Annotated in this window: 13 protein-coding genes; 5 read left to right on the forward strand and 8 right to left on the reverse strand. The window is 71.0% G+C overall.

The window, feature by feature from the left end:
- Positions 1 to 3: 3 nt before the first annotated feature.
- Positions 4 to 939 (reverse strand): bifunctional helix-turn-helix transcriptional regulator/GNAT family N-acetyltransferase, encoded by a 936-nt coding sequence (locus OKJ99_RS07495; protein WP_326015006.1) that lies wholly within the window; start codon positions 937 to 939, stop codon positions 4 to 6.
- Between the two features lie 508 nt (positions 940 to 1447).
- On the opposite strand from OKJ99_RS07495, the gene OKJ99_RS07500 reads away from it, so the two are divergent.
- Positions 1448 to 2875 (forward strand): alkaline phosphatase family protein, encoded by a 1428-nt coding sequence (locus OKJ99_RS07500; protein WP_326015007.1) that lies wholly within the window; start codon positions 1448 to 1450, stop codon positions 2873 to 2875.
- A gap of 196 nt (positions 2876 to 3071) precedes the next feature.
- Here OKJ99_RS07500 and OKJ99_RS07505 read toward each other — a convergent pair whose 3' ends face one another.
- Entirely contained in the window at positions 3072 to 3704 is a 633-nt protein-coding gene (locus OKJ99_RS07505; protein WP_326015009.1) for a TetR/AcrR family transcriptional regulator, read from the reverse strand.
- Between the two features lie 116 nt (positions 3705 to 3820).
- Between OKJ99_RS07505 and OKJ99_RS07510 the strand changes: the two genes are divergently transcribed.
- A complete protein-coding gene (locus tag OKJ99_RS07510) occupies positions 3821 to 4129 on the forward strand; it encodes an HGxxPAAW family protein (RefSeq protein WP_326015011.1) in 309 nt (102 codons plus the stop codon).
- A 3-nt stretch (positions 4130 to 4132) separates the two neighbouring features.
- On the opposite strand, the gene OKJ99_RS07515 is transcribed toward OKJ99_RS07510, so the two are convergent.
- Entirely contained in the window at positions 4133 to 5179 is a 1047-nt protein-coding gene (locus tag OKJ99_RS07515; RefSeq protein ID WP_326015013.1) for a LacI family DNA-binding transcriptional regulator, read from the reverse strand.
- 208 nt (positions 5180 to 5387) lie between these two features.
- On the opposite strand from OKJ99_RS07515, the gene OKJ99_RS07520 reads away from it, so the two are divergent.
- From OKJ99_RS07520 to OKJ99_RS07530, 3 genes are read left to right on the forward strand one after another with little or no spacing between them, the layout of a single operon-like run.
- A complete protein-coding gene (locus tag OKJ99_RS07520; protein WP_326015014.1) occupies positions 5388 to 6545 on the forward strand; it encodes a Gfo/Idh/MocA family protein in 1158 nt (385 codons plus the stop codon).
- Positions 6542 to 7696 (forward strand): dihydrodipicolinate synthase family protein, encoded by a 1155-nt coding sequence (locus OKJ99_RS07525; protein ID WP_326015015.1) that lies wholly within the window; start codon positions 6542 to 6544, stop codon positions 7694 to 7696. The genes OKJ99_RS07520 and OKJ99_RS07525 overlap by 4 nt, the downstream gene beginning before the upstream one ends.
- Entirely contained in the window at positions 7693 to 8538 is an 846-nt protein-coding gene (locus tag OKJ99_RS07530) for a sugar phosphate isomerase/epimerase family protein (RefSeq protein WP_326015016.1), read from the forward strand. Before OKJ99_RS07525 ends, OKJ99_RS07530 begins: the two co-directional genes overlap by 4 nt.
- 194 nt (positions 8539 to 8732) lie before the next feature.
- Here the strand turns inward: OKJ99_RS07530 and rbsD are convergent, their stop codons facing one another.
- Genes rbsD through OKJ99_RS07555 form a run of 5 tightly spaced genes read right to left on the reverse strand, consistent with a single transcriptional unit; the run spans position 8733 to position 14570 of the window.
- Positions 8733 to 9122, reverse strand: a complete 390-nt coding sequence (gene rbsD, locus OKJ99_RS07535) for a D-ribose pyranase (protein WP_326015017.1) — start codon at positions 9120 to 9122, stop codon at positions 8733 to 8735.
- Positions 9119 to 10018: a ribokinase gene (locus OKJ99_RS07540; protein ID WP_326015018.1), complete on the reverse strand. Its 900-nt coding sequence runs from the start codon at positions 10016 to 10018 to the stop codon at positions 9119 to 9121. The genes rbsD and OKJ99_RS07540 overlap by 4 nt, the downstream gene beginning before the upstream one ends.
- 52 nt (positions 10019 to 10070) lie before the next feature.
- Entirely contained in the window at positions 10071 to 12017 is a 1947-nt protein-coding gene (locus OKJ99_RS07545; protein WP_326015019.1) for an ABC transporter permease/substrate-binding protein, read from the reverse strand.
- Complete coding sequence (locus OKJ99_RS07550) at positions 12007 to 13545, reverse strand: sugar ABC transporter ATP-binding protein (protein WP_326015020.1); 1539 nt, start codon at positions 13543 to 13545, stop codon at positions 12007 to 12009. The genes OKJ99_RS07545 and OKJ99_RS07550 overlap by 11 nt, the downstream gene beginning before the upstream one ends.
- A complete protein-coding gene (locus OKJ99_RS07555) occupies positions 13542 to 14570 on the reverse strand; it encodes a LacI family DNA-binding transcriptional regulator (RefSeq protein ID WP_326015021.1) in 1029 nt (342 codons plus the stop codon). The genes OKJ99_RS07550 and OKJ99_RS07555 overlap by 4 nt, the downstream gene beginning before the upstream one ends.
- Positions 14571 to 14723 lie beyond the last annotated feature (153 nt).

Raw genomic sequence — 14723 nt, forward strand, 5'->3', positions numbered from 1 at the left:
CCGTCAGTCCGCCGTCCTATGGAGGGCCAGTTTCCAGTCCTGGCCGATCAGGTCCGCGCCGAAGGAGCGGTGCGGCTTCTCGCCGACGAGGACGAAGCCGTGGCGCTGGTAGATCGAGCGGGCGGACTTGAGGACGTCGTTCGTCCACAGGACCATCTCGCGGTAGCCGACGCCCCGCGCGAAGTCGATGCACGCGCGCACCAGCCGGTCGCCGATCCCGAGCCCCCGTGCCTCCGGCTCGACGAGCAGCAGCCGCAGCCGCGCCGTGCCCGGCGCCTCGTCGCGTACGCACATCACGCAGCCCACGGGCCGGCCGTCCAGCTCGGCGATCCACACCCGCTCCAGGTGCGGGTCGTGGTCCTCGGCGAAGTCGGCGACGATGCGCGCGACCAGGCCCTCGTAGTCCGTGTTCCAGCCGAACTCGGCGGTGTACAGCGCCGCGTTGCGCGCGACGATCCAGCCCAGGTCGCCGGGGCCCGGCTCGCGCAGCAGGACGTTCTCGGGGTGCGGGGCGGCGCGGCCGTCGCCGAGGATCTCGCGGACGGTGCGCAGCGCCTCGGACAGCCGGTCGCGCTCGGTGGGCGGGACGGTGGTGAGGAGGGTGCCCACCGTTTCCCGGGTGCGTTCGTCGAGCAGTTCCGCGGTGCCGCGGCCGCGTGCGGTGAGGGTGATGCGGCGGCGTCGCGAGTCCTTCTCGGACGAACCCCGCTCGACCAGGCCGTCCCGCTCGAACTTGCCGAGGATGCGGCTCAAATAGCCCGCGTCCAGGTTGAGCTGCGTCCGCAGGTCGGCCGCGTCGACCTTCTCCGTGTGCGCCAGCTCGTACAGCACGCGGGACTCGGTGAGGGTGTACGGGGCGTACAGATGGCGGCTGTAGTCGAGCGCGCCGATCACGTTCGTGTAGAAGCGGTTGAAGGACCGGATGTCCTGCACGGTCATGGGTCACCTCGCGGCTCGGATCGTTGACTCAGTCAGAGGTTTCCGGGTGGCCCAGCGTACGCCGGGGGTGGGGGCGCGTCCACGGAATCGGGGGGCGGGGACCCGGAGGGTGCCGCTCCGGGTTAGGGCCCTTCTGACGGATCAGGCTGGATGCGGGTGGCTGGTCATGGGCGGTGCAGGCGAGCGGGGTCTGGTGCGTGCAGCTGCAAGGCGGAGGAGGGCGTCAACGCGGAGCGTTGGCAACCGACGACAACGCCGCAGATGGGCGTGCCAGGGCCCGCGACTCCGGCGGGATCCGTCAGGAGGGCCCTAAGTCCGTGCATACGGCAGGTATAGCGGTTCAAGGGCGGCCCATGGGTTGGCCAAGCCCTTCCCGCACGTTGTCCCCGAGTTCATCGCGGGCCTCCTCCGCGCCACATCGGCCGCGCCGCACAGTGATCCAACGGCCCGTCACACGCGGGCCGTTGGCATGCCTGAACCGCCCGGCATCTCACACCAGGGGACACTCATGGCCGAACTCACCCGACGTAGACTCCTCGGCTCCGCGGCCGGCGCCGTCGGCGGCGCCGCTGCCCTCTCCCTCCTCCCGCCGAGCGTCCAGAAGGCGGTCGCGGCGGGCCCGCCCCGCAAGGGTTCGCTGCGCGACATCGAGCACGTCGTGCTGCTGATGCAGGAGAACCGCTCCTTCGACCACTACTTCGGCACGCTCAAGGGCGTCCGCGGCTTCAACGACCCGAAGGCGCAGAAGCTGAGCACGGGCCGCTCGGTCTTCTACCAGCCCGACGCCGAGAACCCGAAGGGCCATCTGCTCCCGTTCCACCTGGACACGCACACCTCCAGCGCCCAGGCCATCCCCTCCACGAGCCATGCCTGGTCGGTCCAGCACGAGGCCTGGAACAACGGCAGGATGGACCAGTGGCTGCCCGCCCACCGCAAGGCCGACGGCGCCAACGGCCCCTACGTGATGGGCTATTACACCCGCAAGGACATCCCGTTCCAGTTCGCGCTCGCGGAGACGTTCACCATCTGCGACCACTACTTCTGTTCCGTCTTCGGCCCGACGTGGCCCAACCGCCTCTACTGGATGACCGGTTCGATCGACCCGGGCGGGAAGCAGGGCGGGCCGGTCCTCAACAACACCGCACCCCAGCCCTACCGCTGGACGACGTACGCGGAACGCCTCCAGGCCGCCGGAGTCAGCTGGAAGGTGTACCAGCAGGACGACGACTACGGCTGCAACATGCTGGAGCAGTTCGCGAGCTTCAAGGACGCGAAGCCGGGCTCCGACCTCTACGAGCGCGGCATGCGCCCGCAGCCCGAGGGCACGTTCGAGGACGATGCCCGGGGCGACCGGCTCCCGGCGGTCAGCTGGATCATGCCGACGTCCTACGAGTCCGAGCACCCGGACTATCTGCCCGCGGCCGGAGCCGACTTCGTGGCCCGCAAGATAGAGGCGATAGCCAGCAATCCGAAGGTCTGGGCGAAGACCGCCTTCATCCTCAACTACGACGAGAACGACGGCCTGTTCGACCACGTGGCCCCGCCCACGCCTCCGGCGGGCACGGCGGGCGAGTACGTCCAGGGGCTGCCCATCGGCGGCGGCTTCCGGGTCCCCGCGATCATCGTCTCGCCGTGGACGGTGGGCGGCTGGGTGGCGTCGGAGTCCTTCGACCACACGTCGGCGCTGCAGTTCCTTGAGCGGTTCACGGGCGTGCGGGAGCCGAACATCACCGACTGGCGCCGCCACACCTTCGGCGACCTCACCTCCGCCTTCCGCTTCTCCGACGCCCGCCCCACGCCGCCCGCTCTCCCCGACGACACGGCGGAGCAGTGGGAGCAGGCGAAGGACGACGTCGCCACCCTCCCGAAGCCGACGCTGCCGGGCGCGGACCAGTCCTTCCCGGAGCAGGAGAGGGGACGACGACCGCACGTGTAGCCGGCGGCGTGTCTGTGATCGCCATGCCCGGACGGCGAATCCAGGCGGCCCCCGCCGCGCCATGGCCGGCTGGGAAAAGTGTCGCAGTCGTACGTATAACTGCGACACTTTCCCGGCACACTGGGCGCTGCGGGGCGGGAAAGCCGACCGGGCCGACGGGCGTTCGCCGTACGTGGACGTCGCCGCACGGCGGATGTCAGTCCCGGCCCCCCGGCCACGCCGCGAGCGCGAACTCGGCCACCCGCGCGAGCTCCTGCGCGTCGGCGCCGTCCCGCGCGCGCTGCGAAAGCCCCTGCACGACGGCCGCGAAGTACGAGGCGAGCGCGGCCGTGTCCGTGTCCTTGGGCAGCTCCCCGGCGGCCCGCCCCTGGCGCAGTCGCTCCTCGAAGGAGGCGACCCCGGCGTTGCGCACGTCGCGCAGGAACGCGGCGATCTCCGCGTCCTGCTCCGTCACGTTGGTCGCGGCGCTGTTGGCCAGGCAGCCCGCGGGGTGCGAGGGGTCCGCGTAGACGCGGGCGGCCTCGCGCAGGATGCGGGCGAACGCTCCGTACGCCGTCGCCTCCTCGGCGAGCGCCACGCCGACGAAAGCGCCGACGGGGGACCGCCCGTAGACCTCGACGGCCTCCCTGAACAGCGACTTCTTGTCCCCGAACGCGGCGTACAGGCTGGCCGGGCGGATGCCCATGGCGGCGGTCAACTCGCCCACCGACGTCGCCTCGTAGCCCCGCTCCCAGAACAGCCGGACGGCCACGGCCAGCGCCGCGTCCCGGTCGAACGTGCGCGGCCGTCCGCGCGGCCGGGTCTTTCCCTCAGTCGTACCGCCAGTCATGCCGCCACTGTACCGACTCTTCTTGAGCGAGCGCTCAAGAAGAGTGCTACGGTCCTCTCGCATTGTTCTTGAGTCATCGCTCAACAAATGGTGATCGCGGACTGGAGGCATGACACATGGTGGCGACGGACGAAGGACACACCCTCGCAGGCTGGACCGGCTGCGCCCTCGCCGCGGCCGGGTCCGCGACCGCGGGCCTCGGGATCATCGGCTGGCGCCCGGGCATCTGGCTCGGCCTCGCGGTACTGGCCCTGGCCGGGCTGCTCGCCTGGGCTCTGCACCTCGCGGGCTGGGGGAAGCCGCCGGGGCCCCGACCGGCCGGGCAACACCCCGTCGGCGTACGGGACATGACCGCCCGCGAAGGCCATGCGAACTGCGTCGGATGCCGGCTGGCGGGGCGCCGCCGCGCCGCTGTCCCCCGGTAGTGGCTATACGCGCGGCTTCCCCGTCGACCCCCGCACCACCAGCTCCCCGCGCACCTCCACGATCCGCCCCTTCGGCGCCGCCTCCCGGCCCATCGCGATCCGGCCCGCCCGCGCCGCGGCCTCGGCCAGCGGAAGGTGGAACGTCGTCAGCGGAGGGGCCGCGTCGATGCTGAAGGGGAGATCGTCGAAGCCGACCACCGAGACATCCTCCGGAATGCGCAGGCCCGCCTCCCGCAGAGCCGCGCACGCGCCGAGCGCCACGCTGTCGTTCGCCGCCACCACGGCCGTCAAATCGGGTTCCCGGCACAGCAGTTCGGCTGTCGCGCCGTAGCCCGACGTGCGGTCGTACGAGCCGTGCGCCACGAGCCCGTCCGACTCGCCCACCCCGGCGGCGGCCAGCGCCTCGCGGTGGCCCTCAAGGCGGTGGCGGGTCGTCGTGCGCTCCTCGGGTCCCGCGACGTAGCCGATCCTGCGGTGCCCGAGCGCCAGCAGATGCTCCGTCAACTCCCGGGCCCCGCCCCGGTTGTCGAAGGTCAGCGCCACCGCGTCCGTGCCCGGCACCGGCGGTCGCCCGCACAGCACCACCCGCGTCCCGGCCTCCGCGAGCCGCCGCAACTTGGCCGCCACGGCCGCGACATGGGCCTCGTTCTCGATCGCCCCGCCCGTGAGTACGACCGCCGCCGCGCGCTGGCGCTGCAACAGGGTCAGATAGGTCAGCTCGCGCTCGGGCTCGCCGCCCGTGTTGCAGACCACCGCGAGCCGCTCGCCGCCCGCCCGGCCGCCGGGCCCGACGATCTCCGACTGCACCGCCGAGGCCATGATCCCGAAGAACGGGTCGGCGATGTCGTTGACCAGGACTCCGACCAGGTCGGAGGTGGCGGCGGCGAGGGCGCTGGCCGGGCCGTTGAGCACGTAGTCCAGATCGTCCACGGCCTTGAGCACCCGCTCGCGCGTGCTAGCGGCGACGGGGTAGTTCCCGTTCAGAACGCGCGAGACGGTGGCGGGGGACACCTGCGCGCGGGCGGCCACATCCGACAGGGTCACGGTCATCGAGGTCAGCCTCCGTGAAGGGTCCCGGGTCCGCGGCAGAACTCCCGAGGACCCCGGTCTCGTATCCGCTCTTGTCCGAGCGGCAGTCCAGAGGCTAGCTTCTTCTTACGTAGAAAGCGCTTGCTACGAAAGATTCTGCAGGCGCCGCCTCGCGTATGCCGCAAGACGCGGGGCACGAGTGGCCGGTCGGCCGGAGGAAGGGACTCACGTGACACGCAAGACGGTGCGCATCGCCATGAACGGTGTGACGGGGCGCATGGGCTACCGCCAGCACCTCGTCCGCTCCATCCTCGCGCTGCGCGAGCAGGGCGGACTCGACCTCGGCGACGGCACGGTGCTGTGGCCCGAGCCGGTCCTCGTCGGGCGCCGCGAGCACGCCCTGAAGGCGCTCGCCGAGAAGCACGACCTCGACCCGGCGAACATCTCCACCGACATCGACGCCGTCCTCGCCGACGACAGCATCGACATCTTCTTCGACGCCGCGATGACCTCGGGCCGCGAGGAGATCCTCAAGAAGGCGATCGCCGCCGGGAAGCACATCTACACAGAGAAGCCGACCGCCACGGGCCTTGAGGGCGCCATCGAGCTGGCCCGCCTGGCGCGCGCGGCGGGCGTCAAGTCCGGCGTCGTCCAGGACAAGCTGTTCCTGCCGGGCCTGCTCAAGCTGAAGCGGCTCATCGACGGCGGCTTCTTCGGGCGGATCCTGTCCGTGCGCGGCGAGTTCGGCTACTGGGTCTTCGAGGGCGACTGGCAGGAGGCGCAGCGCCCGTCCTGGAACTACCGCTCGGAGGACGGCGGCGGCATCGTCGTCGACATGTTCCCGCACTGGGAGTACGTCCTCCACGGGCTGTTCGGTCGCGTGACCTCCGTCAACGCGCTCGCCGCCACCCACGTCCCGACCCGCTGGGACGAGAACGGCAAGCCCTACGAGGCCACCGCCGACGACTCCGCGTACGGCATCTTCCAGATCGAGGGCGGCATCGTCGCGCAGATCAACTCCTCGTGGGACGTGCGCGTCAACCGCGACGAGCTGGTCGAGTTCCAGGTCGACGGCACGGAGGGCTCCGCCGTCGCGGGCCTGCGCAACTGCCGCGTCCAGCACCGCAGTTCCACGCCGAAGCCCGTCTGGAACCCGGACCTCCCGGCGACGTACTCCTTCCGCGACCAGTGGCAGGAAGTCCCGGACAACACCGAGTTCGACAACGGCTTCAAGGTCCAGTGGGAGCTGTTCCTCCAGCACGTCTACGCGGGCGCCGACTACCACTGGGACCTGCTGGCCGGCGCGCGCGGCGTGCAGATGGCCGAGCTGGGCCTGAAGTCGTCCGCCGAGGGCCGCCGCTTCGACGTTCCGGAGATCTCCCTGTGACCATCCATCTCCCGAATTCCGCAGGCGAGTTGAAGGCCTACGAGCCACGCGCCGAGCCCCTCACCTTCGACACCGGTGCCCCGCTCGCGTCCCGCGTCGTGTTCTCCGCGGCGCACGTCGTCGCCGACCCGCTCGCCGACACCACCCCGGACTCCCCGGCCGCCGTCGACTGGGACGCCACCCTCGCCTTCCGCCGCCACCTGTGGTCGCATGGCCTCGGCGTCGCGGAGGCCATGGACACCGCGCAGCGCGGCATGGGCCTGGACTGGGCGGGCGCCGCCGAGCTGATCCGCCGCTCCTCGGCCGAGGCCAAGTCGGTCGGCGGCCGGATCGCGGTCGGCGTCGGCACCGACCAGATCGCACCCGGCGCCTCCCTCGACCAGGTGCGGGGCGCCTACGAGGAGCAGCTCGCGGTCGCCGAGGAGGCCGGCGCCCAGGTCATCCTCATGGCCTCGCGGGCGCTCGCCGCCGCCGCGTCAGGACCCGAGGAGTACGCAGAGGTCTACGGCCATCTGCTCCGGCAGGCCACCGAGCCCGTCGTCCTGCACTGGCTCGGCCCGATGTTCGATCCGGCCCTGGAGGGCTACTGGGGCTCGTCCGACCTCGACGCCGCCACCGACACCTTCGTCGAGATCATCAAGGCGCACTCCGACAAGGTCGACGGCATCAAGGTCTCGCTGCTCGAAGCCCAGCGCGAGATCGACATCCGCCGCCGCCTCCCGAACGGCGTGCGCTGCTACACCGGCGACGACTTCAACTACCCGGAGCTGATCGCCGGCGACGACCGCGGCTTCAGCCACGCGCTGCTCGGCATCTTCGACCCGCTGGGCCCGCTCGCCGCGAAGGCGGTGCGCACCCTCGACACGGGCGACGTCCAGGGCTTCCGCGAACTCCTCGACCCGACCGTGGAGTTGTCCCGCCACCTGTTCCAGGCGCCGACCCGCTTCTACAAGACCGGCGTCGTCTTCCTCGCCTGGCTCTCCGGCCACCAGGACCACTTCGCGATGGTCGGCGGGCTCCAGTCCGCGCGTTCCCTGCCGCACTTCGCGCGCGCCTACGAACTCGCCGACCAGCTCGGCCTGTTCCCGAAGCCGGAGCTCGCCGAGGCCCGGATGAAGAACCTGCTCGCCCTGTACGGAGTGACCTCATGAGCGGCACGACCTTTACCGCGGATCCCCGCTTCTCCATCAACCAGATGACGGTGAAGCAGCTGAGCCTGCCCGAACTCGTCGACGGCTGCCGCGAGTTGGGAATCCAGCACCTCGGCACCTGGCGCGCGCCCGTCCAGGAGTACGGCGTCGAGGCCGCGGCGAAGCTGCTGCGCGACGCCGGGCTGAACGTCACCACGCACTGCCGCGGCGGCTTCCTCACCGCGACCGACGAGACCGAACGCAAGGCCGCGATCGAGGACAACAAGCGGGCCGTCGACGAGTGCGTGACGCTCGGCACGAACGTCCTGGTGCTCGTCTCGGGCGGCCTCCCGTCGGGCTCGTACGACCTGGGCGCCGCCCGCGAGCGCATCGGTGACGCGCTCGTCGAACTCGCCCCGTACGCCGCCGAGCGCGGCGTGCGGCTCGCCATCGAGCCGCTGCACCCGATGTACGCGTCCGACCGCTGCGTCGTCTCGACGCTCGCGCAGGCCCTGGACATCGCCGAGAACTTCCCCGCGGAGCAGGTCGGCGTCTGCGTGGACACGTACCACATCTGGTGGGACGACCAGGCGCCCGCGCAGATCGCGCGGGCCGGGGCGCAGGGGCGTATCGCGACGTTCCAACTCGCCGACTGGACCACGCCGCTCCCGGAGGGCGTGCTCAACGGGCGCGGGCAGATCGGCGACGGCGCGATCGACATGCGGTACTGGCGTGGCCTCGTGGAGGCGCAGGGGTACACAGGGCCCATCGAGGTCGAGCTGTTCAACGACGGTCTGTGGGCCCGCGACGGGCGCGAGGTGCTGGCGGAGACGGTGGAGCGGTTCACGGCTCACGCCGTTTAGAAGTTTTCTTTGCAACCACGTACAACCCTGCGTGCCGCCCGCGTGTCGTACTGGATGTCGGAACACCCAGGGGGGAGATCTGGGGGGATCGGGGTTTCCGGCGCAGGAGGGGAAAGCCCGAGGGGCCCGGTCCGCGGACCGGGCCCCTCGTAGCGCATCACGGCCAAGCGCATCACGGCCAAGTGGCCTCGTGGTCAGAAGAAGACCCCGCAGCGCAGCAGCACGTTCGCGTACGGACGTGCCTCTCCCGTGCGTACGACGAGACGGGTGTGCGCCGACAGCGCCTTCAGCTCCTCGTGCGTGACGAAGCCGAGCGTCGGCAGGCGGTCCTGGAGGAGTCCGGCGGTGTCCGGGTTCGCGTCCCGGACCTCGCGGGCCGCCGTGGCCGCCTCCACCACCAGCTCGTCGAGCAGCCCGTCGAGGACCTCGGCGAAGGACGGGACCCCGGCCCGGAAGGCGAGGTCGACGACGCGGGGGCCCGCCGGGATCGGCATGCCCGCGTCGCAGATCAGCACCCCGTCGCCGTGCCCCAGCTCCGCGAGGGCGCCCGCCAGATGACGGTTGAGTATTCCGGCCTTCTTCACAGCGCGGAGACCTCCTCCGCGGTCGGGTACGAGGCCTGCGCGCCCTCCTTGGTGACTGCCGCGGCGCCGACCTTGGCCGCGTAGGCGGCGGCCTCGGCGAGCGACTCGCCGGTGCCGAGCCGCCACGCGAGCGCCGCCGTGAACGCGTCACCGGCGCCCGTCGTGTCGACGGCCTTCACCTTCACCGCCGCCACCCGCTGGGAGCCCGCCGCGTCCGCGACCAGCGCGCCCTCGGAGCCGAGGGTGACGACGACCGAGCGCGGGCCGAGCGCGAGCAGTTGCCGCGCCCAGTCCTCGGGGTCGTCGCCGAGGTCCGTACCGGCGATGACCTTCGCCTCGTGCTCGTTGACGATCAGCGGGTCGCAGGCGGAGAGGACCTCGTCGGGGAGCGGGGCGGGCGGCGAGGGGTTGAGGACGAGGCGGGCGCCGTCCGCCAGATTGCGGACCACCTCCGCGACCGTCTCCAGCGGGATCTCCAGCATCATCGAGACGACGCGCGCCCCCGCGAACAGCTCGCCCGCCGCCCGTACGTCCTCGGGCATGAGCCGCCCGTTCGCGCCCGGCGAGACCACGATCGAGTTGTCGCCGGACGGGTCGACGGTGATCAGCGCGACCCCGGTGGGCGCCCCGCCGACCAGCACGCCGGACGTGTCCACGCCCGCCGCCTCCATCGAGTCCCGCAGCAGCCTGCCGTGCCCGTCGTCGCCGACCCGCGCGAGCAGCGCCGTACGCGCGCCCAACTTGGCGGCGGCGACCGCCTGGTTGGCGCCCTTGCCGCCGGGGTGGGTCGTCAGGTCGGAGCCGAGAACGGTCTCGCCCGCGGCCGGCCGCCGGTCGACGCCCACCACCAGGTCGGCGTTGGCCGACCCGACGACGAGGAGGTCGTACGTGTTCATGCTGTGCCTTTCTTCGTACGTCACACCAAAGGGTACGAGGGGTACGAGTACGTCACTTGAAGTCGGCGACGTTCTTCGCCGTGACGACCTTCACCGGCACCTTCACGGCCGAGGAGATCTTCTTGTCCTTCGCCGCGTTGATCGCGTTCTGCACGGCCATCTTCCCGAGCTCGCGCGGCTGCTGGGCCACGGAGGCGTACAGCGTGCCCGCCTTGACGGCCTTGAAGCCGTCGGGGGTGCCGTCGAAGCCGATGACGGGGACGGACTTGCCGGCCTTCGAACCGAGCGCCTTGATCGCGCCGAGCGCCATCTCGTCGTTCTCGGCGAAGACGCCGTCGACGTCGGGGTGCGACTGGAGCATGTTCGTCATGACGTCCAGGCCCTTGGTGCGGTCGAAGTCCGCGGGCTGCTTGGCGACGACCTTGATGCCCGGGTAGTTCTTGATCCCTGCGGCGAAGCCGGCGCCGCGCTCACGGCTGGCCGACGTACCGGCCTGGCCCTGCAGGACCGCGATCTTCCCCTTGCCGCCCAGCTTGTCGGCCATGACCTTCGCGGCCTGCTTGCCGCCCGCGACGTTGTCGGAGGCGACGAGGGTGGCGGCCTTGGCCTTGTTGACGCCGCGGTCGGCGGCGACGACGGGGATGTCGGCGTCGTTGGCGGTGCGTACCGACGGGCCGACGGCGTCGGAGTCGACCGGGTTCACGATGACGGCGCTCATGCCCTCGCTCGTGAAGTTCTGGAGCTGGTTGGCCTGCTGCGAGGCGTCGTTCTGCGCGTCAGTGACGGTCAGCTCGACGCCCTGCTTCTTCGCCTCGGCCTGCGCGCCCGCCCGCATCTCCGTGAAGAACGGGTTGTTGAGCGTGGACACGGCCATGCCGAGCTTCAGGTCCTTCTTGCCGCCGGAGGAGCCGGTGTTGTTCCAGACCGCGAGGCCGCCGACGATCGCGATGGCGACCACGGCCGCGATCACGTACTGCATCCGCTGCTTCGGGCCGCCGGTCCCGGCGCCCGCGGCGGCGGGCTGCGCACCGGCCTTGCGGCGCGCCGTGTCGAGGAGCACCGCGAGGGCGATCACGACACCGATGACGACCTGCTGCCAGAAGGCGGACACCGAAAGGAGATTGAGGCCGTTGCGAAGCACGGCGAGGATCAGCGCGCCGATGAACGTGCCCGACGCCTTGCCCGTACCACCGGCCAGCGAGGCGCCGCCGATGACGACGGCGGCGATGGCGTCCAGCTCGTAGCCGTTCGCGGCCTGCGGCTGCGCGGAGGCGAGCCGGGAGGCGAGCACGATGCCGGCGACGGCCGCGAACAGGCCCGACAGGCCGTAGATGACGAGCTTCTGCCGCTTCACGCGCAGACCGGAGAGGCGGGCCGCCTCCTCGTTGCCGCCGATCGCGTACATGGACCGGCCGATGAACGTACGGCCGAGGACGACCGCCGTGATGAGCCCCATCACGATCATCACGATGACCGGCACGGGCAGCCAGCCGCCGAGCGTGTCACCGAGCTTGGAGATCGAGTTGGGGAACGGGATCGGGGAGCCCTGCGAGATCACGAGCGAGAGCCCGCGCCCGACCGACAACATCGCCAACGTCGCGATGAACGGCGGGAGTTTGCCGTACGAGATGAGCAGGCCGTTGACGAAACCGCAGGCGATACCCGTGACGACGGCGAGCAGCACCGCTATCGCGACCGGCACGCCCTCGCTCGTCGCCGCCCAGGCGAGGACGGTCGCGGAGAGCGCCGCCACGGAGCCGACCGACAGGTCGATGCCCGCGGAGACGATGACGAAGGTGACACCGAACGCGAGGATCGCGGTGACGGCCGCCTGCACGCCGACGTTCAGCAGGTTCTGGGTGGTCAGGAAGTCGCCGGACATCAGCGACATGGCGATGACCAGGACGACGAGCGCGGTCAGCGCGCCGTTGTCGAGGAGCAGCCGCAGCAGGCTCCCGCTGTTCTTGGCCTGTGGCTTCTTGAGCGTCTCAGTGGTCACGGGAGCCCTCCTCCTCGTACGAGTCGTGGTTCTGGTTGCTGACGGCGAGCGCCATCACGGAGTCCTGGGTGGCGTCCTCGGCGGCGAGTTCACCGGCGATGCGGCCCTGCGCCATCACCAGGACCCGGTCGCTCATGCCGAGGACCTCGGGGAGATCGCTGGAGATCATGAGCACGGCGTGCCCGGCGGCGGTCAGTTCGTTGATGAGCTGGTAGATCTCGACCTTCGCGCCGACGTCGATGCCGCGCGTCGGCTCGTCGAGGATCAGCACCTTGATGTCCGCGAGCAGCCACTTGCCGATGACGACCTTCTGCTGGTTGCCGCCGGACAGGGTGCGCACGTGCTGGCCGAGCCCGGCCATGCGGACGCCCAGTTGCTTCGCGATCCGCTCGGCGGCGTCGTGTTGGCCCTGCCGGTCGACGAACCCGGCGCGGGTCGCCGTCCGCATGGTGACGAGCCCCAGGTTCTCCTCCACCGACTGGTCGAGGACGAGACCCTGCCCCTTGCGGTCCTCGGGGACGAGCCCGACCCCGGCGGCCATCGCGGCGATGACGTCGTGCCGGGGGAGGGCCGTGCCCGAGACCTCGACGGAGCCCGAGTCGTACGGGTCGGCGCCGAAGACGGCCCGCACGACCTCCGTACGTCCCGCGCCCACGAGCCCCGCGATGCCGACGACCTCGCCGGCCCGCACCTCGAAGCCGACGTCGTGGAAGACGCCGTCCCGGGTCAGGCCCTCGACCTTGAGCAACGCGCGGGCGGTGTCCTGTCCGTCCGGGCGTTCGCGCGGGTACTGCTGGTCGATGGAGCGGCCCACCATGAGGCGGACGAGCTCGTCCTCCGGGGTGGCGGCGGGCACCTGGCCCACACTCCTGCCGTCCCGGATCACGGTCACCCGGTCACCGAGCGCGGCGATCTCCTCCAGGTGATGGGTGATGAAGACAACCCCGACGCCGTCCTCGCGCAGCTGCCGCACGATGGCGAACAGCTTCTCGACCTCCTCGGAGGTCAGCACGGCGGTCGGCTCGTCCATGATGAGCACGCGCGCGTTCAGGCTGAGCGCCTTCGCGATCTCCACCATCTGGAGCCGGGCGATGCCCAGTTCGCGCACCCGCGCGCGTGGCGACACATTCACGCCCACGCGCGCGAGAAGCTCCTCGGCGTCGCGCTCCATCGTCTTCCGGTCGATGAGACCGAACCTCCGCGGCTGGCGCCCCAGAAAGATGTTCTCGGCAACGGTCAGATCAGGAACGAGATTGAACTCCTGATAGATGGTCGCGATCCCGAGCCGTTCGGCGTCCTGCGCACCATGGATGCGGACCTGCTCGCCACCGACGGTGATACGGCCCTCGTCGGGCGTGTAGGCACCGGAGAGCATCTTGATCAGCGTGCTCTTTCCAGCCCCGTTCTCACCGAGCAGGACGTGCACCTCCCCGCGTTGCAGGTCGAAGTCGACGCTGTCGAGCGCGACGACGCCGGGGAAGGTCTTCCGTATCCCTTCGATACGCAGCAACTCTTCGGAGCTGCTCATCCGTTGCTCCTCTCCATTGAGGTGGGCGTTTGTGGGGGTTCGCCGCAGGAGCGCCGTACGACGAGGTGGGCGGGGAGGGTGACCGACTCGGGCACCCGCCCCTCGATGCGGTCGACCAGGGCGCGCACGGCGGCCCGGCCGAGGTCCTTGGTCGGCTGGGCGATCGCCGTGATGGGCGGATCGGTGTGCACGAACCACGGGATGTCGTCGAACGCGGCGACCGCGATGTCGTCCGGGACGCGCAGCCCGCGCGCGCGGATGGCGTCGAGCGCCCCGAGCGCCATGAGGTTGTCGGCCGCGAAGACGGCCTGCGGCGGCTCGGGCAGATCGAGGAAGGCCTCGGTCACCCGGCGCCCGCTGTCCGCCTGGAAGTCGCCCTGCCCGATGTAGGCGTCCGGCAGCTCGATCTCATACGAGGCGAGGGCCCCCCGAAACGCGTCCACGCGCTCGCTGCCGGTCGTGGTGGCGGCGGGTCCGGCGATGATCGCGAGCCGCCGGTGCCCGAGCCCGTGCAGATGGGCGACGAGGTCGCGCACGGCGCCGCGCCCGTCGGAGCGCACCACGGGCACGTCGACGCCCGGGATCCACCGGTCGACGAAGACCATGGGAGTACCGGCCCGAGCGGCGTCCAGCATCAGCGGCGAGGCGCCGTCGGTGGGGGAGACGAGCAGCCCGTCGATGCGCCGGTCGAGCAGTGTGCGTACGTGGTGGTCCTGGAGCTCGGGCCGTTCGTCGGCGTTGCCGATGATCACGCTGTAGCCGAGCCCGCGGGCCTCGTCCTCGACGGAGCGGGCGAGCTCGCCGAAGTACGGGTTCAGCACGTCGCTGATGACCAGGCCGAGCGTGCGGGTCTGCGCGGTGCGCAGCGAACGGGCCACCGCGTTGGGCCGGTAGCCGAGCGACTCCACGGCGGCCAGCACCCGGGTGCGGGCGTCCGGGCTCACGGACGGATGGCTGTTCAGAACACGGGAGACCGTGGCGACGGAGACGCCGGCCGCGGCCGCGACATCCTTGATACTCGCCATCGCGCCACCTCCTTGTGGCTACGTGGAATCGATTACACGAAGGATTGGAATCGATTACACGGGCCGGGGGCAAGGGGTGACGGATGGTCGTGACGTGATCGTGATGGGGCCTATCGAGCCCGGGCTCGGCTCATCAAGCCCCGCCGGCGATTG

Source organism: Streptomyces endophyticus, assembly GCF_035798155.1.
GTDB lineage: Bacteria > Actinomycetota > Actinomycetes > Streptomycetales > Streptomycetaceae > Streptomyces > Streptomyces endophyticus.

What these genes read in the sequence shown, in the direction of transcription:
- OKJ99_RS07495 (WP_326015006.1), bottom strand. Translation starts at nt 939, where the DNA reads ATGACCGTGCAGGACATCCGGTCCTTCAACCGCTTCTACACGAACGTG.
- OKJ99_RS07500 (WP_326015007.1), top strand. Translation starts at nt 1,448, where the DNA reads ATGGCCGAACTCACCCGACGTAGACTCCTCGGCTCCGCGGCCGGCGCC.
- OKJ99_RS07505 (WP_326015009.1), bottom strand. Translation starts at nt 3,704, where the DNA reads ATGACTGGCGGTACGACTGAGGGAAAGACCCGGCCGCGCGGACGGCCG.
- OKJ99_RS07510 (WP_326015011.1), top strand. Translation starts at nt 3,821, where the DNA reads ATGGTGGCGACGGACGAAGGACACACCCTCGCAGGCTGGACCGGCTGC.
- OKJ99_RS07515 (WP_326015013.1), bottom strand. Translation starts at nt 5,179, where the DNA reads ATGACCGTGACCCTGTCGGATGTGGCCGCCCGCGCGCAGGTGTCCCCC.
- OKJ99_RS07530 (WP_326015016.1), top strand. Translation starts at nt 7,693, where the DNA reads ATGAGCGGCACGACCTTTACCGCGGATCCCCGCTTCTCCATCAACCAG.
- OKJ99_RS07540 (WP_326015018.1), bottom strand. Translation starts at nt 10,018, where the DNA reads ATGAACACGTACGACCTCCTCGTCGTCGGGTCGGCCAACGCCGACCTG.
- OKJ99_RS07550 (WP_326015020.1), bottom strand. Translation starts at nt 13,545, where the DNA reads ATGAGCAGCTCCGAAGAGTTGCTGCGTATCGAAGGGATACGGAAGACC.
- OKJ99_RS07555 (WP_326015021.1), bottom strand. Translation starts at nt 14,570, where the DNA reads ATGGCGAGTATCAAGGATGTCGCGGCCGCGGCCGGCGTCTCCGTCGCC.